The 21,499-nt window shown below is 71.2% G+C and carries 15 protein-coding genes and 1 CRISPR repeat array; of the genes, 5 read left to right on the forward strand and 10 right to left on the reverse strand.

Annotated features, from left to right (window positions below):
• Window positions 1-247: 247 nt before the first annotated feature.
• Window positions 248-1,561 (reverse strand): molybdopterin-dependent oxidoreductase, encoded by a 1,314-nt coding sequence (locus ACIO3R_RS22195; protein ID WP_402108035.1) that lies wholly within the window; start codon window positions 1,559-1,561, stop codon window positions 248-250.
• Window positions 1,562-1,734: 173 nt separating this feature from the next.
• On the opposite strand from ACIO3R_RS22195, the gene ACIO3R_RS22200 reads away from it, so the two are divergent.
• Both ACIO3R_RS22200 and ACIO3R_RS22205 read left to right on the forward strand, forming a co-directional pair.
• Window positions 1,735-3,129 carry a hypothetical protein gene (locus ACIO3R_RS22200; RefSeq protein WP_402108038.1) on the forward strand — a complete coding sequence of 465 codons (1,395 nt, stop codon included), beginning with the start codon at window positions 1,735-1,737 and terminating at the stop codon, window positions 3,127-3,129.
• A gap of 49 nt (window positions 3,130-3,178) precedes the next feature.
• On the forward strand, window positions 3,179-4,027 hold the full coding sequence (locus ACIO3R_RS22205) for a GNAT family N-acetyltransferase (RefSeq protein WP_402108041.1): 849 nt from the start codon (window positions 3,179-3,181) through the stop codon (window positions 4,025-4,027).
• Between the two features lie 76 nt (window positions 4,028-4,103).
• On the opposite strand, the gene ACIO3R_RS22210 is transcribed toward ACIO3R_RS22205, so the two are convergent.
• Together ACIO3R_RS22210 and ACIO3R_RS22215 are read right to left on the reverse strand one after the other, a co-directional pair.
• On the reverse strand, window positions 4,104-5,780 hold the full coding sequence (locus tag ACIO3R_RS22210; RefSeq protein WP_402108402.1) for a SpoIIE family protein phosphatase: 1,677 nt from the start codon (window positions 5,778-5,780) through the stop codon (window positions 4,104-4,106).
• 143 nt (window positions 5,781-5,923) lie between these two features.
• Window positions 5,924-6,658: an alpha/beta hydrolase gene (locus ACIO3R_RS22215; protein ID WP_385029960.1), complete on the reverse strand. Its 735-nt coding sequence runs from the start codon at window positions 6,656-6,658 to the stop codon at window positions 5,924-5,926.
• Window positions 6,659-6,755: 97 nt separating this feature from the next.
• On the opposite strand from ACIO3R_RS22215, the gene ACIO3R_RS22220 reads away from it, so the two are divergent.
• From ACIO3R_RS22220 to ACIO3R_RS22230, 3 genes are all read left to right on the forward strand, one after another.
• Window positions 6,756-7,241 carry a peroxiredoxin gene (locus tag ACIO3R_RS22220; RefSeq protein WP_385029957.1) on the forward strand — a complete coding sequence of 162 codons (486 nt, stop codon included), beginning with the start codon at window positions 6,756-6,758 and terminating at the stop codon, window positions 7,239-7,241.
• 106 nt (window positions 7,242-7,347) lie between these two features.
• Window positions 7,348-7,857: a hypothetical protein gene (locus ACIO3R_RS22225; RefSeq protein WP_363021145.1), complete on the forward strand. Its 510-nt coding sequence runs from the start codon at window positions 7,348-7,350 to the stop codon at window positions 7,855-7,857.
• Window positions 7,858-7,933: 76 nt separating this feature from the next.
• Window positions 7,934-9,385: a flotillin family protein gene (locus ACIO3R_RS22230; RefSeq protein ID WP_385029954.1), complete on the forward strand. Its 1,452-nt coding sequence runs from the start codon at window positions 7,934-7,936 to the stop codon at window positions 9,383-9,385.
• 260 nt (window positions 9,386-9,645) lie between these two features.
• A CRISPR array of direct repeats spans window positions 9,646-11,322; the repeat unit is 29 nt; unit sequence GGGTTCATCCCCGCACGCGCGGGGAGCAG.
• Between the two features lie 189 nt (window positions 11,323-11,511).
• Here the strand turns inward: ACIO3R_RS22230 and cas2e are convergent.
• The 7 genes from cas2e to casA all read right to left on the reverse strand — a co-directional run bounded on the left by cas2e (window position 11,512) and on the right by casA (window position 20,998).
• The gene (gene cas2e / locus ACIO3R_RS22235) at window positions 11,512-11,862 is read right to left on the reverse strand and encodes a type I-E CRISPR-associated endoribonuclease Cas2e (protein WP_385029951.1); all 351 of its coding nucleotides are present in this window, start codon (window positions 11,860-11,862) and stop codon (window positions 11,512-11,514) included.
• Window positions 11,859-12,836 carry a type I-E CRISPR-associated endonuclease Cas1e gene (cas1e, locus tag ACIO3R_RS22240; protein WP_402108047.1) on the reverse strand — a complete coding sequence of 326 codons (978 nt, stop codon included), beginning with the start codon at window positions 12,834-12,836 and terminating at the stop codon, window positions 11,859-11,861. Before cas1e ends, cas2e begins: the two co-directional genes overlap by 4 nt.
• 9 nt (window positions 12,837-12,845) lie before the next feature.
• Window positions 12,846-13,676: a type I-E CRISPR-associated protein Cas6/Cse3/CasE gene (cas6e, locus tag ACIO3R_RS22245; protein WP_402108050.1), complete on the reverse strand. Its 831-nt coding sequence runs from the start codon at window positions 13,674-13,676 to the stop codon at window positions 12,846-12,848.
• 1 nt (window position 13,677) lies between these two features.
• Window positions 13,678-14,430, reverse strand: a complete 753-nt coding sequence (gene cas5e, locus ACIO3R_RS22250) for a type I-E CRISPR-associated protein Cas5/CasD (RefSeq protein WP_402108053.1) — start codon at window positions 14,428-14,430, stop codon at window positions 13,678-13,680.
• Window positions 14,431-15,651 (reverse strand): type I-E CRISPR-associated protein Cas7/Cse4/CasC, encoded by a 1,221-nt coding sequence (gene cas7e / locus ACIO3R_RS22255; protein WP_402108055.1) that lies wholly within the window; start codon window positions 15,649-15,651, stop codon window positions 14,431-14,433.
• A gap of 83 nt (window positions 15,652-15,734) precedes the next feature.
• A complete protein-coding gene (casB, locus tag ACIO3R_RS22260) occupies window positions 15,735-16,385 on the reverse strand; it encodes a type I-E CRISPR-associated protein Cse2/CasB (RefSeq protein WP_385029936.1) in 651 nt (216 codons plus the stop codon).
• Window positions 16,382-20,998: a type I-E CRISPR-associated protein Cse1/CasA gene (gene casA, locus ACIO3R_RS22265; RefSeq protein ID WP_402108059.1), complete on the reverse strand. Its 4,617-nt coding sequence runs from the start codon at window positions 20,996-20,998 to the stop codon at window positions 16,382-16,384. Before casA ends, casB begins: the two co-directional genes overlap by 4 nt.
• Between the last annotated feature and the right edge of the window lie 501 nt (window positions 20,999-21,499).

Consider the following 21,499-nt stretch of genomic DNA (forward strand, 5'->3'; position numbering starts at 1 on the left):
AGCGAGCGCCGCAGCAGCAGGTCCGCGCTCGCGTACAGCGGCACCAGCACCAGGTCGTGCACGAGGGCCACGCCGACGAACCAGACGACGACACCGAACGTGTCCCCGGCCAGCAGCCGCACCCCCGCGTATCCCGCCAGCGCGAAGGAGGCGGCCATCAGCAGGAGGTGCAGCGGGCCCTCCCCGTACCAGCGCCGCACCAGGTCACGGGGGTTCAGCCTGTTCACAGCGCTCCTCACAGCTCTCCTCACAGCTCTCCGAAGGTCAGCCGGGACACCCATTTGGTGTTGAGCACGCCGGGCGCGGCCGGGACGATGATCCGGGCCGGATAGCCGTGGTCGGGGGACAGGTCCTCTCCGTTGACCTGCAACGCCAGCAGCGAGCGGGGATCGCGGACCTGGTTGTCGCGGAGCGCCGCCCGGCGGAACGGCCCGCTGCGCTGCACGGACTCCACCAGCACCCCCGGCGGGTTGCGCGGGTACCCGGCGAGCTCCGCGAGGTCCCTCAGCCGTACGCCGCGCCACCACTGGTCCGAGGTGGACCAGCCCTCCACGCAGGCGATCGGGAGCGCCGCGCTGTACTGGTCCATGGCCAGCAGCTGCTCCCGGGTGAACCGGAGGTCACCGGCGGTCCCGCTGACGGTCAGCCACCAGCCCTCCCCCGTCTCCGCGGTGGTGATCCCGACAGCGGCGGCGGTCTTGTTGATCTGGAACCCGTTGGGGCCGGAGCCGGGTTCGGCGGCTCCGCGCGGCGTGAGCAGGGCGACCTGCCGCAGCGGCCCGTCGAAGCTCCGGCCCGCCGACGTGACCAGCAGGACCAGCGAACCGGCGCCCACCATGGCCAGCGCCCCGCGCCGGGAGAGCGTCGGCGCGGCCGGGGCCGGGGAGGCCAGCGGGTCCCCCGGCACGTTCCCGCTCAGCGCGCCCGACCTCAGCACCCGTACGGCCTGCGGCGTCCGCAGCCCGGCGTGGGCGAGGAACGCGGCGAAGAACACCCACGCCCCGTAGAAGTGCAGCGGGTAGAAGGAGCCCGGGAACAGGTACTCCAGCTGGATGTTGAGGAGCCCGGTGACGAACTCGAACAGCGCCCCGCCCACCAGGAGCAGCAGCGACAGCCGCTCCAGCGCATGGCCCACCGACCGGGCCGGCGGCAGCGCGAAGAGCTTCGGCACCACCGACCAGAGCTTGGCCAGCAGGACCGGAAAGAGCACGATCCCGACGGTGACGTGCAGCCCCTGCGTCAGCCGGTACAGCCAGTGCGGACCGGTCGGCCAGGCGAAGAGGTAGAACCCCAGCAGGCCCTTGTCCGGGGTCTTGTCGTTGACCGGGTTCAGGTCCGGGTTGTACGCGGCGTACGACAGCAGACCGGTCACGAACAGCAGCGTGATCCCGCCGAGCAGGACGAGCCCGAGCACCGCGGTGAACCGGACCCCGCGCACCGGGCTGCGCCAGAAGCCGGGCGCGGAGGGGGTCCGTTCCAGGAGTTCGGCGGCGCGGCCGGAGGAGAGGCCGGGCAGGGAAGCGGGAAGTCTGAAGCGTCGGAACCGACGTCTGTCGCCCATGCCCCGACGCTATGCCCGGGGTACCGGGGCAGGGCTTCCACGACTCCTGACGAAACGCTGACGTCATCCGACTGCGGTCCGCGACGGCCCCGGTCGGGTGCGGAATCTGACGGTTCGGTGACGCGCCCCGCCGGCACCCGACCACGCGGCCCCGGCGTGCATACCGTGCGTGGGTGAAGACCAAGGACCGCACGGAGCGGCGCACCGAACCGGAGAGCGACCGCCGCACCGGCCACCGCCTCGACCTGGCCGCGGCCGGTGCGGGCGTACTGCTCGTCGTCGCCGCCGTGCTCGTCGGCCGGGCCGTCAAGGACTTCGACCGCGTCCTGTACGTCCACTGGCCGCCGCTGCTCGCGACCTGGTACCCGCACATCGGGCCCGGCACCGCCGCCGCGCCCGCCGTCGCCGTGGCCGTCGTCGCGTACGGTCCGGTCCTGGCCGACCGGCTGCGCTGGCGGGCCCTGCTGCCGGTCTGCTGGGGCGCCTCGCTCGCCTGGGTCTTCTCACTGGCGCTGATCGACGGCTGGGGACGCGGCATCGCCGAACGCCTCACCACCAAGCACGAGTACCTCAGGGCCATCGGCCGCTTCGACGACATCGGCGCCGCCCTGCGCGGCTTCAACGACCACATCCTGATCGGCCCGCCGGGCAACTGGCCCACCCATGTCGCCGGACACCCGCCGGGCGCCACCCTCACCTTCGTCCTGCTGGACCGCGTCGGGCTCGGCGGCGGCGCCTGGGCCGGGGCCTGGTGCATCGTGACCGGCACCACCGCCGCGCTGGCCGCGCTCGTCGCCGTCCGCGTGCTGGCCGACGAGCGCACCGCCCGCCGCGCCGCGCCCTTCCTCGTCCTCGCACCGGTCGCGGTCTGGGCCGGCACCTCGGCGGACGGCTACTTCGCCGCCGTCGCCGCCTGGTCCGTCGCCCTGCTGGCCCTCGCCGCGACCGGCAAGGTCCGCAGCCCCGCGGCGGCCGCCCTCGGCTCGGGGCTGCTGTACGGGCTGACCTGCTACCTCAGCTACGGTCTGGCACTCGTCGCACTGCCGCTCCTGGCGGTTCTCCTGATCGCCCGGACCGCCCGGCCGGTCCCGCTCTTCGTCCTGGGGGCCCTGGCCGCACCGCTCGCCTTCACCCTGGCCGGGTTCAACTGGTGGGAGGCGTACCACCTGCTGGTCGAGCGCTACTACCAGGCGGCGGGCGGATTCCGCCCCTACTGGTACTGGGTCTGGGCCAACCTCGCGTGCACCGTGATCGCCGTCGGACCGGCGACGGTCGCGGGCCTGCGCCGGAGCGCGGCGGCCGTGCCCGGGGCGATGGGCGCGCTGCGGACCGAGACGGCGGCCGCGCCGCAACGGCTGGTCCTGCTCGTACTCGCGGCGTTCCTCGCCCTGCTGGCCGCCGACCTGTCCGGGATGAGCAAGGCGGAGACCGAACGGATCTGGCAGCCCTTCATGCTCTGGCTGCTGCCCGCCGCCGCGCTGCTGCCCACCCCCGGCCGCCGCGGCTGGCTGACCGCCCAGGCCGCCGTCGCCCTGCTCGTCAACAGTCTGCTCTGGACCGGGTGGTGAACGCGGCGGACTGTCGTGGAACGGCCGGCGCCCGGGTATGGGTGGTTCCGTGCCGACATTCGAGATCACCACAGCAAGCGCGGACGACATCAGGATGATGGCGGACTGGGCCCACGCAGAGGGCTGGAACCCGGGCCTGACCGACGGCCAGGCCTTCTTCGCCGCCGACCCCTGCGGCTTCCTGATCGGCAGGCTCGACGGTGTGCCCGTCTCCTGCGTCTCCGTGATCCGCTACGGCGCGGACCACGGCTTCCTGGGCTTCTACCTCACCCGCCCGGAACTGCGCGGCCAGGGCTACGGCAGCCGGCTCTGGGCCACCGGGACGGCCCGGCTGGACGGGCGGAACACCGGCCTCGACGGGGTGGTCGAGCAGCAGGCCAACTACCGCAGATCCGGCTTCCGCCCGGTCTGGACGAACATGCGGTACGAGGGACTGGTGCCGGTGGACCTCGCACCGCCGCCCGGCGTCACCCTGGCCGACGCCCGCACCCTGCCCTTCGGCCAGGTCACCGCGTACGACCGCCGGTTCTTCCCGGCGGAGCGCGACGGCTTCCTGGCGGCCTGGACCACCGCTCCCGGCCGCACCGCGCTCGTCGCGCTGCGCGAGGGGGAGGTGGAGGGGCTCGCCGTCATGCGCGCCTGCCGTACGTCCTCGCGCATCGGCCCGCTGTACGCGGCCACGCCGGAGACGGCCGCCGCCCTGGTGAGCGCGCTCGCGGCCACCGATCCGTCGGCCCCGGTCGCGGTGGACGTACCCGACGTCAACCCGGCCGCGGTACGGCTCGCCGGACAGCTCGGGCTCACCCCGTCGTTCGAGACGGCCCGCATGTACACCGGGCCGGCGCCGGACGTCGATCACACCGGGCTGTTCGGTATCACCAGCCTCGAACTGGGCTGACCGCCTCGTAGCGGGTTCCGGTGGCCGTGGCTCCGCCACTGGCTGACACCCTGCCGGGTCGTCGGCGCCCCCGGCCTCACCCCTTTCCGGGCCCACCCACGGCGGGCCCGGAAAGAGCCCGCGAGGCCATCACCGCGATGTCGTCCTCCGCACCCGGACCGAAACGGTCGAGCACCTCGTCGAGCAGCTCCTCCAGATTCCCGCTCGCCGGCAGCCTCAGGTCCCGGAGCCGGCCGACGGACACGTCGATGTCCTCGCCGCGTCGCTCCACCAGGCCGTCGGTGTACATGAACAGCACGGTGCCCGGGGCGCACCGCACCCGCGTCGTCCGGTAGCCGCCGAACCCGGTGCCGAGCGGCGGCCCCGCCGCCACCTCCGCCAGCCGGGTGCCCCCCGCCCCGGGCTCGATGAAGACCGGCGGCAGGTGACCCGCGCTCGACACCTGGCACATCCCGCCGGCCCGGTCGACCACCGCGAGCAGACACGTCGCCGCCCGGTCGAGACCGGACCGCTCCACCATCCGGTCGAGCTGTCGCAGGATGCGGTGCGGCGGCAGCTCCTCGTCGGCGAGCAGCCGCAGCAGCGAGCGGTAGTGGCTCATCGCGACGGCCGCCTCCACCCCGTGCCCCATCACATCGCCCATCGCCTTCAGGTGCCGTCCGTCGCGCAGCGGGATGATGTCGAACCAGTCACCGCCCACCAGCACGCTCCGGTCGGCCGGCAGATAGCGGGTGGCGACCTCGATGTGCGGGTGCGGCGGGTGCGGTTCGGAGAGCAGGGAGCGCTGGAGCTCCAGGGCGATGGTGTGCTCATGGGTGAATCGGCGGGCGTGGTCGAGGTCGACGGCGGCCCGTCCGGCGAGCTCCCGGGCCACCACCACGTCCTGCTCCGTGAAGGTCGGCGAGTTCCCCGCCCTGACCAGGCCCAGGACACCGATCGGCCCGCCGCGCACGGAGACCGGCACGACGACCGCCGAGTGCATCCCGAGGGACCGGTAGACGGCGACCCGTTCGGGGGAGGGCGCCAGCCGGCCCAGCCGCTCGTCGCCCGTGAGGTTCTCGACGACCGGCTGGTTGGTGGCCAGACAGCGCGTCGCGGCCGCGTCCTCCTGGTAGTCGACGTAGTCGCCGGCCACTCCGAAGGGCGCGAGTCGCTCGCGCAGCCCCGGCACCGCCGTGAGCGCCGCCCGTCTCAGCCGGGTCACCCCGGGCGGGGCGGGACGCACCGGCGGGGCGACGTCCGGCGGGAAGACCTCGACCGTGGCGAGGTCGGCGAGCCCCGGTACGACGAGGCCGACCAGCTCGGCGCAGGTCGTGTCCATGTCGAGCGTGGTGCCGATGCGGGTGTTCGCGCTGTCCAGGAGGCTCAGATGGCGGCGGGCCTGGGCCAGCTGGCGCTGCTCCTCGTCGGAGGCCATGACCTCCAGCAGGATGCCCGCGACGCCCACCACCCGGCCGTCCACCTCCAGCCGGTGGTACGCGCCGTGCCAGTAGCGCCGGGCGGCGCCGGACGCGGCGGGGGTCCGGCCGCTGGAGGTGATCTCGCGGGACCGGCCGTCGGAGAGCACCGCCAGCATCAGGTCCTCGCGGGCGTCGATCTCGGGGAGCACCTCGGCGACCGTACGGCCCAGGTGCTCGGCGGCCGGGATGCCGTTGAGCCGTTCGAGGGCCGGGTTCACGTAGAGGTAGCGCAGCTTGGTGTCGAGGACCCCCACCCCGGCCGTGGTGCCGCCGATCAGGGCCGCGAGCGCCATGGTGTCGAGCGGCGGCGGACCGCCGGCGTACTCATCGGCCTGCAAGGCAACCTCCTGGAGCGGGGCGCGGGCCGCCCGACTGCCCGGCCCTTCATCGTCGGCTGCCCGCACCGCCCCCGCATCCCCAGACGGCCCGCCGCCGATCAGCGCGGACGGACCGGAGGCGCCGCCCCGCTCGCCACGCCGTCGGCCCGCAGCCGGTCCAGATCGACGGTCCCGTCCCCGGCCGGGGCCCCCGGCGGCAGCAGCAGGGCGTCGGCGACGGGGCCGGGGAGCGGGGCCCGCCCCAGCAGCCCGGTGACCAGGGCCGTGGTCAGCCGGTGCCAGGCGGGGGCGCGGCGGAGCATCGCGTGGCCGCTGCCGTGCACGGTGACCAGACAGGTACGGGCCCCGGCCCGGCGCGCCCGTGCGGTGAGCGTGCGGGAGGCCTCCGGGCTGGTGACACGGTCGCGGGTGCTGTGCACGAGGACGACGTCGCGCCCGGCGAGCTGCTCGACCGGGTCCCCGTCCGGGCACCACGGGGCGAGGCCGACCACACCCCGTACCAGCGGGTGCCCGGCGGCGTTCAGTGCGGCGCGGCCGCCCATCGAGTGCCCCACCAGCACCACCGGAATCTCCCCCGCCTCCCGCCTCAGCTCGTCCAGGGCGCGCACGGCGTCGTGCAGCGGGTCCGCGCGGGACCCGTTCCAGCCCCGGTGCCCGTACCGCACGGCGCGCACCAGGACGTCCCCCGGCAGCGCCCGCCCCAGCGCGTGCGCGAACGGACGCATCCGCACCGCGGGCAGGTTGAACGGTCCGGGCGGCGGCGCCCCGGCCCCCGTCTCCCGTCCGCCGTGCAGCAGGAGTACCGCCGACTCGGGCGGTCGTCGTCGTGTCATGCGTACCTCCGGTGCGGATGGGTGGAGCGGTACCGAGCATGCTGTACGGAGCAGGGGCACCACCACCGTCGCAGCGCCGGACACCGAAGGACACGTCATGGGATCTTCACCGCAACTCGGCAGTACCGTCCAGGACTTCACCCTCGCGGGCGGGGCGCTCGACGGTGACACGTTCGAACGCCGCGACTACACGCTCTCCGCCGCCCGCGGCCGGGCCGTGGTCCTGGCCTTCTACCCCGGCGACAACACGGCCGTGTGCACCAAGCAGCTCTGCTCGTACTCCTCCGGCATGGAGACCTTCGAGGGCCTCGACGCCGAGGTCTGGGGGATCAGCCCCCAGGATGTGGACAGCCACGAGTCCTTCGCCCGCGCCCACAGCCTGCGGATGCCGCTGCTGGCGGACACCGGCCGCGAGATCGCCCGGGCGTACGGGGTCGCGGCGCCGGGCATCGGCGTACGCCGGGCCGTGTTCCTCATCGACGCCGAAGGAGTGCTGCGCTGGAAGCACGTGGCGCTCCTCGGGGCCACGTTCCAGTCACTGGACACACTGGCGGGCCACCTCTCCGGCATCCAGAGCGCCTAGAACACTGCCGGAACCCGGCAGTGTCGCCGGACCGGTATGTATGGGACCATCCAGCCAGTTCGACGGAAATGTTCGGGGGATTCCGCAGACCGGGAGGGGTGATCACGTGACCTTGTTTCTCGGTCTCGGCATTGCGGGAATCGTGCTGCTCGCACTGTCCCTGATCTTCGACGGAATACTCGAAGGCCTCTTCGGAGGCGTGCTGGACGGCCTCTTCGACGGTCTGCTCTCCCTGCCGGTGATCGCCGGATTCGTCTCGATGCTCGGTTTCGGCGGCGCCATCGTGCTCGGCACGACCGGCGTCGGTACGTTCGCAGCCGTCGGGGCCGGCGTCCTCGCCGGCCTGGTCGCCGCCTGGCTGACCTGGAAGTTCAGCCAGGCGCTGATGCGGGACCAGACCAGCGCCACGCCGCGGGACTCGGATCTCGTCGGCTCGGCCGGCTCCGTGGTCACGGCCATCCCGGCCGACGGCTACGGAGAGGTACTGCTGCGGCTGGGGGGTCATGTCGTGAAGCTGTCGGCCAAGAGCCCGGTGCCGGTCGCACGCGGCACCGAGATCTGGGTCGAGGCCACGCTCTCGACCACCTCGGTCTCGGTCCGCCCCGTCGAACGCTGAGCCGGCACACCGGCCGCCCCACCACCGCTCGCAACAGAACTGCCGTCCCCGACGGGAGGCAGAGGGGGACACCCTTATGAGTCCAGTACTGATCGCCATCGTCGGAGTCGTCGTACTCCTCGTCCTGCTGGCCCTCGTGGTCATCACCCGCTACAAGGTGGCCGGGCCCAGCGAGGCGTTCATCATCACCGGCCGTCGCGGCAAGAAGTCCGTCGACCCGGTGACCGGACGCGCCAGCATCGACAACAGCGGCCAGAAGGTCGTCGTCGGCGGCGGCGTCTTCGTCGTCCCGTTCGTCCAGCAGAAGTTCACCCTGGACCTGTCCAGCCGGCACATCCCGATCGCCGTGCGCGGAGCCGTCACGCTGCGCGGTGTGAAGTCCAACCTGGAAGGCGTCGCGATCGTCAAGGTCGGCGGCAGCGAGGACGCGATCCGGGCCGCCGCCCAGCGCTTCCTGCAACAGCAGAACGGCATCGTCGGCTTCACCCAGGAAGTGCTCTCCGGCGCACTGCGTGCCATCGTCGGCCGGATGTCGGTCGAGGACATCATCCGCGACCGGGCCGCGTTCGCCGGCCAGGTGGCGGAGGAGGCCGAGGCCAGCCTGTCCGGCCAGGGCCTGATCCTGGACGCCTTCCAGATCCAGGACATCACCACCGAGGGCTCCTACCTGGAGGACCTCGGCCGCCCCGAGGCCGCCCGCGCCAAGCAGGAGGCGGACATCGCCGAGGCGATCGCCCGCCGCGCCTCCGAGCAGGCCCGGCTGAAGGCGGCCGAGGAGATCGCCATCGCCGAGCGGACGTTCTACCTCAAGCAGGCCGAGATCAAGGCCGAGACGGAGGCCGCCGCCGCCAAGGCGAACGCCGCCGGTCCCCTCGCCGAGGCCGCCCGCCAGCAGGAAGTCCTCCAGGAGCAGGAGAAGGTCGCCGAGCGCCAGGCCGCGCTGACGGACCGCGAACTCGACACCAAGGTCCGCAAGCCCGCCGACGCCGCCCGCTACCAGGCCGAGCAGGAGGCCGAGGCCCGCCGTATCGCCCAGGTCAAGGAGGCCGAGGCGGAAGCCGAGCGCTCCCGCCTGACCGGTGAGGGCGAGAAGCTGCACCGCTCCGCACTCGCCGACGCCGTACGCATCGAGGGCGAGGCCGAGGGCGCCGCCATCGCCGCGAGGGGTTCGGCCGAGGCCGAGGCCATGCAGAAGAAGGCGGACGCCTTCGCCCAGTACGGCGACGCGGCCGTGCTCCAGATGCTCGTCGAGGTACTCCCGCAGGTCGTCGCCAAGGCGTCCGAGCCGCTGAGCGCCATCGACAAGCTGACCGTGATCTCGACGGACGGCGCGAGCCAGCTGTCCCGCACCGTCACGGACAACGTCGCCCAGGGCATGGAGCTCCTCAGCTCCACCACGGGCGTCGACCTCACCGCCCTGCTCAAGAACCTCAGGGGCGCCACCCCGAAGTCGGAGATCCCGGCCCAGCCGGAAACGGCCACCGCGGCCTCGACCCCCCAGAACGGCAAGATCGAGGTCACGGACTGACGTCCGCCTCCGACAGCAACACCCGCGCGTGTCCGGACGGTTGGGGATAACCGTCCGGACACGCGCGCGTCTGCCTGGGGCGCGTGGGCGTCGTGGGTGTTCGCCTTCGGGCACCTGGGCGTCTGTCCCCCGACACCGCGAGGCCGGCCGGAGCGGTCCGGGGGTCTGCCTGCCTGTACGGACGCGACGGCGCCGAGCCGAGTGGCCCGGCGCGCGCGGAGAGAGCAGCCAACCTACTCACCTGAGCAGGTTGGTGCTTCTGGTTCATCCCCGCGTTCGCGGGGAGCAGGTGGTGGAGCGGGCCGGCGGGTCGGGCAAGACGGGTTCATCCCCGCACGCCCGGGGAGCAGGTGTTCAGTTCGAGGTCGACGACCGAGATGGTGGGTTCATCCCCGCACGCGCGGGGAGCAGTTCGCCACCGCCTGCTCAACGGGCAGCACCTCGGGTTCATCCCCGCACGCGCGGGGAGCAGATCTCGGGCTCGGCGGCCAGCACCTCGAAGGCGGGTTCATCCCCGCACGCGCGGGGAGCAGAGGAGCCGTTGCTGTTGCCGGGCGGTGAGGCTGGGTTCATCCCCGCACGCGCGGGGAGCAGTTCCTCCAGCACGACATGGGCCTGCCGCTCGAGGGTTCATCCCCGCACGCGCGGGGAGCAGTCCATGAAGATCGGGCCCGCGGGGGCGACGTCGGGTTCATCCCCGCACGCGCGGGGAGCAGCGCGTCCCGTCCGTCGTTGCGATCACGAGCGAGGGTTCATCCCCGCACGCGCGGGGAGCAGTCCGCCTCGGACGTGTCAGCACCCACGGTGATGGGTTCATCCCCGCACGCGCGGGGAGCAGGTGATCGCGTCGGCCGGGAGCGACGTCGTGGGGGGTTCATCCCCGCACGCGCGGGGAGCAGTAGTTGGGGAGATCGTCCCCGGGGACGTCGTAGGGTTCATCCCCGCACGCGCGGGGAGCAGGCGGGTCGCCCCCCACGATTCGAAGATCGAAGGGGTTCATCCCCGCACGCGCGGGGAGCAGTATGACTTGCCCCAGAGGTGTGCGGCGATGAGGGGTTCATCCCCGCACGCGCGGGGAGCAGGTCGCCGGTGAGCTCGGCCGGCATGGCGAGGGGGGTTCATCCCCGCACGCGCGGGGAGCAGTGCCTCGTGAAACCGGCCCATGGCGGTGGGCTGGGTTCATCCCCGCACGCGCGGGGAGCAGGGCTACCCGCTCCCGGCCGGGGCCACGGTCGAGGGTTCATCCCCGCACGCGCGGGGAGCAGCGGCTCAGCCGCCGGACACCGATCCCCACCGCGGGTTCATCCCCGCACGCGCGGGGAGCAGGAGTCGAGATCTCCGCGGCCCGTGCCTCCTCAGGGTTCATCCCCGCACGCGCGGGGAGCAGGCCTTCCAGGGCGCCGAGTTGCTCCGGCCCTCGGGTTCATCCCCGCACGCGCGGGGAGCAGACTGCTGCTGTGGCAAGGGCAAGCGACCAGAGGGGTTCATCCCCGCACGCGCGGGGAGCAGGGGTGCGGGTGCCGGGAGCCGCAGCCTCTACGGGGTTCATCCCCGCACGCGCGGGGAGCAGATGAGGCTGGGGATCTGCGGCAGCGGTGCAACGGGTTCATCCCCGCACGCGCGGGGAGCAGTCTTCCAACTGGGCACTGGTGGCCAACCCGTCGGGGTTCATCCCCGCACGCGCGGGGAGCAGTCGATTCGGTTGTCGAGGGCGTGGGCGACGCCAGGTTCATCCCCGCACGCGCGGGGAGCAGTCTATGTCGACACTCTTTGGCATTGTCTATGGGGGTTCATCCCCGCACGCGCGGGGAGCAGACGGTGGGCGGGTCACTCGGGGTGGTCATGAAGGGTTCATCCCCGCACGCGCGGGGAGCAGTCATGTCCGCAACCATCGGGCCGCCTCCTGTCGGGTTCATCCCCGCACGCGCGGGGAGCAGACTCCGTGACCTGCGGGTTTATCCGACGGACTGGCTGAACTCAAGCAGCTTCAGCAACTCGGACATTTCACCTCTCACGTCACCTTCGGGGGCCGCCACCGCTTCGGGCATTGACGGGCGCGGGCAGCGGGGATGGCAGTGGTGTGACTCGGTTCGATCAACCTCAGCGACGCAGACGTCTCGCCGCCCTCAAGACCCCCCGAACCGACGCCGCTTCGCGGCCTTGCTCCAGCCCTTGGTGGGTGGGGACAGAGCGGGCGGCGGTCTGTCCTTCGGGCGGAGGATCAACGTGAGGCCCTCGTGATCCACCGGGTGCCACTTGTGGTCGTGGGTCTCGAAGGCGTACCCCTGCTCGCTGTTGTCGCTGTACGCAAGGAGCGCTCGCCCTTGGCCCGAATACTGCCTGACCTCCGCCCACAGTGCCTGGCGCACACGCGTGGAGGGGCCGCCGATGAAGACGCCCGGGGAAATCTCCAGAAGCCAGCGCGTGAGGAATCCGCGCAGGGCCATCGGACAGTTGGTGAGGACAATGACCGTCACCAGATGACGCCCTCATCGTAATTACGCCCGGCACTGAGCTCCGTTCCACCGTCCGACTGAAGCATCACCTGATCTCGTGATTCTTCGTCGCCTGCATCTGCATCAGCACCGGTTCCAGAACCGCTCCCGGCCCCGAGGAGGTGCTTGATGTCGGTGACCACGCGGTCCATCAGGCCTGTACGGTTCGCGGCGTCCCGCAAGGCGCGCCGGGTTCGGGGGCCGATGTCTTCAGGGCCCTCGGCCGCGGCGTCGAACGCGAACGGGATGCCGATTTCTGTCTTGTAGAGGTCGGCTATGTCCAGCACGAAGGACAGCTCATGGCCGGAGTGGACGAACCCGAGGCCCGGAGCGCATCCGAGAGCGGCCACGACGGCGTGGGCGATGCCGTACATGCACTGGGCCGCCGCGGTGATCGCCTGGTTGGGCGCGTCGCCGGATGCGAAGTCGCCCGGAGTGTAGTGACGGCCGTGCCAGGGGACGCCGGTGCGGGCAGCCTCCTTGCGGTAGCAGGCTTTGACGCGCGTGCCCTCGTGCCCGAGCAGTTCGTGGCGGGTCAGGCGGGCCGGGTCCTCGTCCGGGAAGCGCAGCCGGTACATGTCGCGGGCGACCGCCAGGCGTCGGCGTTGGTTCGCCCACGCGGTGGCTTGAGCCTGCACCAGGACGGAGGAGCGGGTGAGGGCACGCCCGCCCGCGTAGAAGCGGACTCCGTGTTCACCGACCCAGACCACGCCCGCTCCGCATTCGCCGAGGACGCTCATGGCCTGATGGGTGATGCGGGTTCCGGGGCCGAGGAGGAGTGTTCCGATGGTCGCCGACGGAATGTGCCTCGTGCCCTCCGCGTCCTCGGCGGTGATGGCGTGCGCGTCGCGGTGCACGACGCACCGCTCCAGATAGACGAAGGACAGCCGGTCCCCCACCCTGCTCAGTTCACGCGGTGACGAGAGCTTGCGAGCTCCCAGCGACGAAGAGGTCATGGTCCGTCCTCACACCACGGGAGCAAGGGTCATCAGCCCGCAGCCGTAGGCCTTCGCCTTACCCAGTCCGGACGCCAGCCTCAGGCGGAAGACCTCGGGGTCGGTCACCCGCAGCCGGCCCTGGTAGGTCACGGCGGCGATCCGTACGGCATTCCTGCCCGCCGTCGCGGAACTGCCCCTACTGCCGGAGCTGCCCCTATTCGCGGAACTGTCCTTAACGGACGAGGCACTGCTATTGCCGAACGGGGAACTGTTCATGCCGAACGGGGAACCGTTCATGACGGACGAAGCACTGTTCTTGCTGAATGACAGCCCCCGGGCCCCGCCCACCGCCAGCTCGTACTCATCCCCCCGCTCCAGGCGACGGGCCTCCGGCGCCTTCTCCACAATGGCAAAGCCGCCGCGGTCCTGCTGCTTGAGCAGCCACTCGATCTGGTAGCGGGGAGTCCGGTGCGCGGTGCGTTTCGTCGGCTCACCCTCCTTGCGACGGATGCTGTGCACCGGGTTGGCCGTAAGCCGGAACGCCCAGACACTGTCGGCGGACAGTCCGGTCAGGAAGGTGGCGTAGTCGTACGTCGACCAGCCCTGGGGCTCCGCCGTCGGCCAGCCCGCCTGCTCCACCAGATGTGTCAGATCCGGCCTGGCCGGGCTGGTGACGTACAGCAGCACCTCGGCCGCCGAGTTGTAGTCGATCCGCCAGAGCACCCGCGGTCCCCCGTCGGGTGTGGGGGGTGCGTCGGGGAAGGAGGACATCACCGCCGCGTGCAGCATCTGTGGTGACGTCAGCAGCCGCCGGGCACCGGTCCTCGCCGCGTTGAAGCGAAAGCGCGTGAGGTACATGTCAGGCACCGTCCCTGTCCAGCGGAGTGAGGTGGCCCACCACATCGTGCGAGGCGAGGGCTGTCCGCTCGTTCCTCCGGTCGGCACGGGGGTTGGGCACCGTCACCGTTCGCGCGACCACGCCTCGCAGCCCGTACCGCCGATGACGCGGGTCGAAGCTGATCGGCTGATCCCGTACCGCATCACCCGGCCCCTCCGCACCGTCGTCGTCGGGCCCGGTTTCCAGGAGCACGGTGAGGTCGACGGACTCGTCCTTGCGCCGTCGCCGGCAGTACCAGTCGGACGCCTGCCACTCGTGGGCGGCCAGCGTCGCGGCTAGCTCCGCTCCGGGATGCAGCCCCAGATCGATGTTGCGGCTCGGCGGGCATGACCTCCGGCCGAGGAAGGGCAGGAAGACGGGATGGCGTACGGCAGCGAGCAGTCGTACGAGCAGGTCCTCATCGCCCTCAAGCCCAGCGACGAACACTGCGTCCGCAAGGTAGAAGCGTTCGGACACCGGCATGGACTTGCCCGTGTCGTCGTGGTGCGCGGTCTGGAAGTCCCGGATGCGGGTGCCCGGCTGGTCGATGCGTACGCCGAAGCGCAACGCGGCCAGGTCGGAGAGGTCACCGTCTCTGGGGCGTCCGAGCGCTGCCGCCAGGAGGCCGACCACTCCGCTCTTGGTGGGCGCCGAATCCGTGGTGCGGCGCGAGAAACGGGCCGAAGAGCCCCAGGCCTGGAGCGGACCGGCGAGCCGGAGGGTCAGGACGCTCATTCAGACGCCTCCCAGCCGGTCTCCGACAGCCGCACCCACCGACTCGACGAGCTGAGGCAGGGTGACCTCGGTACCCAGGCCCGCCAGCGCGTCCGTGGCTGATCCGACCCGCACGACCCACGTGCTCGTGTCCTTCTCGGCTCCGTACGCCGCCTCGACACCGGGAACGTACGAGGCGAGCGCCGCGCACGCCTCCTCGACATGGCCCCCCGTGCCCTTCGCGACCACGGGCGCCTCGAAGGCCCCGGCGAAGCTGATCGGGCGGGACGTCCGCAGCTTCACCACGACGGCGTCGGGGAGGGTGTGGTTGCCGAATGTGTTGATCTTGCCGGTGGGGAGGGAGGTGATGAAGCCCTCCAGGAACGCCTCGACGGCCCTGCGTACCGGCTCGGTCGCGCGGCTCCCGTCGTTCGAACCCGCTCCGAGGTTGTCGTACAGCCGGTCCACATCGACCGCGGCGTAGCGGTAGAGGGTGCTCGAGTTGAAGTCGACGGTGCCGATCATTCCGGCCCCGGACTCGCCGGAGGCATTTCGGTCATCGACAGCGGTGAAGTAGTCGGACTCGGTCTCCACCGCATGCACCCCGATCGCGTGAGCGACCTGGGCGGCCGCGTCCACATTGATGTCGGTGGTGTCCGCGACCATCCGCCCGAAGAGCGCGATGTCGACGGAGTGGCTGCTGTTGGCGAGAGCCTTGGCCTTGGCCTTCCTCTCCTTGTTCTTGAAGAACTCCTTGGCCTGCTCGCCCGACCGCAGCCCTTCGACCGCGAGGCCGGCAAGGGAGTCGATCTGACGGGCGCTCAAGAACAGGAGGTAGGAGGACTCCGGTGCCGGCTCAGGGCCTTCCTCCCCGTTCCTGGCCGCGCTCTTGGCCGCACTCTCCTTGCGCTTGGGAGCCTCGACCTTGGTGCCGGTCGCCGCGACGACCGTGTCCGCGGCGAAGGCGAGCACCTTCTCCCTCTGGTCGCTCAGTGTCTCGTCCTGGGCGATGATCCGCTCGGCCAGCGCCTCGGCCACCTTCCGGGTGCGCACGCCCAGTTCGGCGGGGTCGAGGAGGTCCCGGAACGCCGTCCGGGTGGCCCGCTTCCACGCCTGGCTGGACACACGGGAACGCCGGACGCCCCCGTACACCGCGGATTTCGGCGATCCGGTGTCATCCCTGTTCAGGTTGCTGGGCGGAACGGTCTGGAGGATGTGCACGTCGAGAATGGTGCGGCTCACGAAGGGTCCTTGTCGGTCGTGCGGATGATCCGGCGGTGGAGCACCCGGTAGGCAGAGGCGATGATGCGGGGTCCCCGAGCTCGTTACGGGGCGTCCCCCTCGGGCTTGACCGGCCCGTACGAGTGGAAGCTCCGGCCCCATGCGCGATGCACCTCGGCCCGGCCTCCCGGCCGCTGCCAGGCGTACAGCTGCGAGGCGAGCTTCCCGTAGTCCATGGCGATGTCGTCGCGCCTCAGCAGCACGACGAGTTCGCGCAGACGAGTGGCCAGGGCGTCGATGGACGTCGCTGTGCCGGCGCGTACGAACCGCTTGCGGATGGGCTCGTCCATCGCGGCGTCGGGCATCAGCTTGCGCACGGCCCTGCCGAGGCCAGGGCCGTCCTTGACGTGCATGTCCGCCGCATGGTGGCCCTGTTGATGCAGTGCCCACAGGGTGACGGCCATGTGAACCGCGCTCTCGGCGCGGCCCGCGTCCTCCTCGCGCCACCCTCGTACGTACAGTGCTTCGGCCCCGATGAGGCCCCAGAGGTCAGGGATCTCGCCGGCCGGCTTCCCGGCACCCCGCCTGATGCGTGCCACGGTGGCGACAGCCTCCGAGCGATCCTCTCGGTACCCCCACTGCAGGCGTGAGACATGGGAGTGCACCGTCTCGTTGATCAGGGCTGCGGCGGACAGGGGTTCTGTCTGTACGGGGGCGTCGGTCGACGCGCCGCTCCCTCGCCGGTCCGCGCTCATGCCGTCTCCTCCACCAAATCCTGTGCGTCGACTGAACCTTGCGATGTGGCGCCGCGCGGCGCGGGGATCGGAAGGGCCCTGGGCAGTGCCTTGCCCAACCGGATCCGGAACCACTTGTCGGCGCTCGTGTCGTCGAACCACTGGGGGCCCTTGCCCAGGTCCAGCACTCGGCCCTCCCACGCGGCGGTGGTCACGGAATCCAGCAGGTCGTCGCCCAGATCCCTGATGATCCGGCCCACCCGTTTCTGCCATGCCTCACGCTCGCGCGCCGGGTCGTCGCTCTCCCCGAGCCGCCTCAGCCAGAGCCTGTAGGGGCCGTCCAGCTCGCCGTATCCCCGTTCGCGTGCGGCATCGCGGTGGGCGTCGTGGTCGGAACCGGCCGCTCGGGCGAGGTCGGCAGCGAGGTCACCCAGCGCTCTCACCGCGAGGTCCGCGTCTCCCACCGCGTCGACGGCCGCAGCGGCGTACCGCTTGTCCTGCGCGTGCAGCAGGACGACGGGCATGGTGACGCCGTCGTCGATCAACTCGTCGATCACCGACTGCTGCGTTCCGTATCGCGCCCCGACGATGCGCGTCCTGAAGAGAAAGCCTCTAGGCAGGGCCTGTTCGTGGACCAGTCGTGCCATCCAGTTCAGCAGGCCCGGCCGGAGAAAGGCCGCCGGCTCCCCGCTCTGCGCTCCGCCCTTCCCCGGCACGTTCTGGAGAAGGCCGGCCAGGCCACGCCAGGCACCTCGTGCGGGGTCGTGCTCGCGGGGCATGTAGACGCGCGGCAGTCCGTGCTTCTTCTCCTGCGCCTCGCTGCGCCGCCAGCCCGTCATGGGCTCCAGCAGCTGCTTGTTCCTTGACGCGATGGGGTCTCCGTAGCCGAGCACGACGCCGTACACACCGGTGTCGTCGTGGTGCAGGCGCACCCTCCGCGTCTGCCAGGTGTAGAGATCCCGGGGGCCGGAGGGCCGGGAGGCGAGGTTCAGCGGCGACTCCGCTCCTGGTCCGTTCGGCTCGCGGCACCAGGCCGGAGCGTCGTCGTCCCTGAAACGCAAGGTGGAGTGGTCGGGAGCTACGAGATTGAGGAGCAGCGATTCACGCAGGTTCGTCCCCTCCGCCATCACCCCGCCCAGGTTGCCCGCCCAGCCGACTCCCTGCGGGTAGACCTTTCCGCCCTTGACCCGGTCGTCGCCCGCCATGCCGGACTTGATGCCCGACGTGTCGAAGGCATGGGCGTGGACCAGCCATCTGGCTGCCTCGGCGAAACCGAGGCGCTCGGCCTCGGGCATACGCATGCTGAAGAAAGGGTCGCCGTTGGGGACATCGGCCACGATGCGGTTCAGGGAGAAGACTTCGTCCTTCTCCGTGTGCAACCCGGCGACCTGGAAGAAGGGCTGGTGCGGATGGAGCAGGTCGAAGCGTGCACGATGCCGCTCCAGGTAGGCCGGTACGGCCTCGAAGGCGTCCTCGCTCTCCCAGAGCTCCGCCCAGTCCTCGACGTCGTCCGGCCCGTCCACCGCGTCGTGCAGGATCGCCAACAACAGTCTGAACAGGGCGAATTCCTGCGTCGGGACGTCACCCACCAGCCTGCGCACACTGCTTGCCTGGGCGAACACGTCCAGCAAGGACAGCTCGGCAGTCGTGCCGTCGACCCGCTGGACCGGCAGCCACGGGCGTGACACCAGATCGAACGACGGCACGTGTTCCACCAGCCTTACGTCGAGGGCGCCGGGGCGCCCCACCCTGAGTCCGTCAGTACTGCTGTACTCGATCTCATAGCCTGCCAGTTGGGTCTGACAGTGCTCGTCGAGCTCCAGAATCAGCTCCCCGGCCAGCCACGGACACTCCTTCGCCTGCCAGGCCGGAATCAGCAGCTCCTCCAGCTCGTCGATGGACCGGTCCAGGACCCATGGCTTCGAGAAGTGGAACGGCAGCCGCATCGTGCTCCCGGCAAGGGCTCTTGCCGCCCTCGGCGGCGGAATCGCGTCGGTGGGCAGCGCCAGCCCTCCGCGCCCCCGGTCGAGCCAGGGAACCGTGGTCAGCGAACCGTCCGGCTGCCGCTGGACGACCAATACCTCAAGACTCTCCTCACTGTCCCTGACCTGGGCGCGGCCGGCCCGGGAGTCGTCGGCGTCGCCCACACCCGCGTCGATCCAGCCGATCACCGGCCGCCCCGGCTTGCGGACCCGGTCCAGCCGGTAGACCTCCGCCTCGGTCTGTTGCTCCGCACGGCGGGTCCGGTGCTCCAGATCCGCGGCGGTCATCGCCTCCGCCCAGCTCGCCGGGCCGATCGGCTGTTCTCCGTACGCCGTCTGGACGAGCTGGAGGATGTCCTTCGGAAGGCTCAGCGTGCCGCCCGGCGCGTGCAGGTACGGGCGGAGCACGGCGAGGGACCGCAGCAGGGTGTGCCGTCCGTACACCCGCTCCGAACCCCGTACCGGTTCGGGCGGTGTGCCGTTCCAGTCAACCCCCGTGACCAGGCAACGGGCCCGGCGCAGGGCCGGCGGCCGTTGGTTCTGGCCGGGCCCCCGCTGGTGCCGGTGCAGGCGCCCCATCCGCTGGAGCATGAGGTCCACGGGACAGAGGTCGGTGACCAGGAGGTCGAAATCGACATCAAGGGACTGCTCCGCGACCTGGCTCGCCACGACGATGTGCGGTTTCGGCCCACGCGGACGATCACCGTTCGGTCCGAAGAGTCTCAGGAGCCTCGCATCCAGCGCGGCCCGGTCCAGGTCCATGAAGCGGGAGTGTGCGACGGTGACGTCCGCTGTGCCGCCGAAGCGGGAGCGCAGCCGTTCCGCCGTCTCCAGCACCCGGTCGACGGTGTTCCGTACGACGAGTGCGCAGCCACCGCCGGACAGCGCGTCGGCCAAGGTGTCGCCGAGCACCGACACATCGTCGTCGAGGGGTTCGAGCAGGACGTCCGTACTCCGGTCGGCGGCCGCCGGCGGGCACTCGGTCAGTGGAGCGCTGCCCGGCGCGACGGCCGTCAGCACCGGATATCCCTGCGCGGCGGTGGCGTTGTCGGAGGTTCCCTCCGGAGACGTGTCACCCGTGTATGCCCGGATCAGAGCCCGACGCGTGGCGGCGGGCAGCGTCGCGGACAGCACGACGACGGGCACCCTGTAGCTGCCCAGCCAGGACAGCACCCGCTCCAGGTAGACGTTCATGTAGGCGTCGGAGGCGTGAGCTTCATCGATCACGACGACCTTGCCCGCCAGCGCGAGATGGCGCAGCGCCAGGTGGCGGCTCTTGAGCCCGGCGAAAAGGAGTTGGTCGATCGTCCCGACCGCGAAGGATGAGAGCATTCCCTTCTTACGGCCTCGCAGCCACTGGTGGGCTATCAGCTCGGCCGCACCCGGCCGGGCGTCCCGCGAGGCCCGGCGGGTGCCGGTGGGTCCGTCCACATCCACCGCTCGGACGCCACCTCCTCCGCCCGCGCGCATCAGCCCCACGTACTCGTCGTTCAGCGCGGCCTTGGCATGCGCGAGGAAGACCGAGTGGCGCTCGGCGCCCGGCAGGTGGCCCAGCCACTTCAGGAGGCGCGGGAACATGGCGTTGCCCGTCGCCCGGGTCGGCAGGGCGACGAAGCATCCGCCGGCCCCGCTGCGGGCCGCGAATATCTCCACGGCGGCGAGGGCCGCCTCGGTCTTCCCCTCCCCCATCGGTGCCTCGATCACCATCAGCCCCGGCTCGGGAAGGGCACGCGCGAGCCGTACGGCAGCTTCCTGCACCGGCCGGATCCCGGCCCCGGCCGGCAGGTCGAACCGCGATGCGTACAACTCGGCCGGCGTCCCCTCCGGCTCTGCGGGCTCCCACGGGCCGGGCAGGTCAAGTCCGCGCCAGGCGGCGGCAATCCGCTCGTCCGGGGTACGCGGCACGTCTTCGGGAAAGTACGGAAAGAGGTCGGGGTTGCTCGCGATCCAGTCGGAGACGATGACGAGGGCCGTCAGCAGCACCTGCACGGTCTGCGGCAGCTTCACCGAGCGCCAGGCGTCGAGTCGTTCGCGTACGCCGTAAGCCTCCGCGCAGGCATCAAGCAACTCGTCCTGCACACCGCGCCAAAGTGCCTCGCTCGGCCCCGGAGTGCGCAGCAGCTCGGGGTGCCTGTCGAGATCGTGAATCTGCGCGTATCCGGGTGGCACTCCGTGGTGCCCGCCGGCCACCACTGCGAACTGCCCGGCCGCGCGCACCGTCCACCCGTGCCGCTCCACGAGCCATTCCTGCATCAGGAACTGCCCGGCCAGCCCGTGCGGCGCCATACGCCGATCGTCCCCCCACTGCTTCTGGTGCGGCATGTCCAGCCCGGCCCCGCGCATGCCGTCGGCGAGCCCTTCGACCTGGCAGGCGAAGGCGGGCGTCGCCTTCCCGATGTCGTGCGTGGCAGCGAGCCAGACGACGAGGCGGCGGGCGTCGTCCGGGTGCGGGACGACGTCAACAATCTGCTGCCGGATCAGGCGGGGAACCCACTCGTCCCAGAGGAGGCCGGCGACAGCCGCGCTGTCCGACATGTGCTGCCAGAGGGGCAACCAGCCTTCGGTGGGACGGTCGTGCTTGGCCCACACGGTGCGAGTGGGCGCGGTCAACGCCGAGCTGGGGAGGGGGCGTATCCGGCTTGCGTGGGACATGCGGACATTGAATACAGCTTGGCGTTCGAATGTGCCTCGTCTTCTGAATCCACACCTTGGAGGACGTGTTCGCGGTAATGAGCGGGGCTGCCCTCGGGGCTTGGGAAGACGGCAGCGTCCGTCCCGAAGGGGGTAAATGAGAGAGGAGGGCTGTTTGCCCGATTCGGCAACTTGGGACTGTCCTCGTCCCGACATACTCTGGACCCTCGTCGGGCTCGTCGAACTTGGCGAGTTGCGCCGCGGGCGTAGGTCGGCTCGGCCCCCAGTCCCCACAAGTGTGGGGATGTCCCCTGCATGAACTCCCGTTGGGCGTCACCCAACGCTTGCTCCCCGCGTACGCGGGGATGAACCCCATCGGGGGCTGGACTACACCGACCATCCGGACCCGGTTCCCTCGCACGTGCGAGGGAACCGGGTCCGGATGGTCGGCTCCTGCAATCTCATACGTTCAGTCCACAGCATCCTCAACTGCATGAACTCATGTTGAGCACTCATGACCTT

This window comes from Streptomyces sp. NPDC087428 (genome assembly GCF_044744085.1).
In the GTDB taxonomy this organism is placed as follows: Bacteria; Actinomycetota; Actinomycetes; order Streptomycetales; family Streptomycetaceae; genus Streptomyces.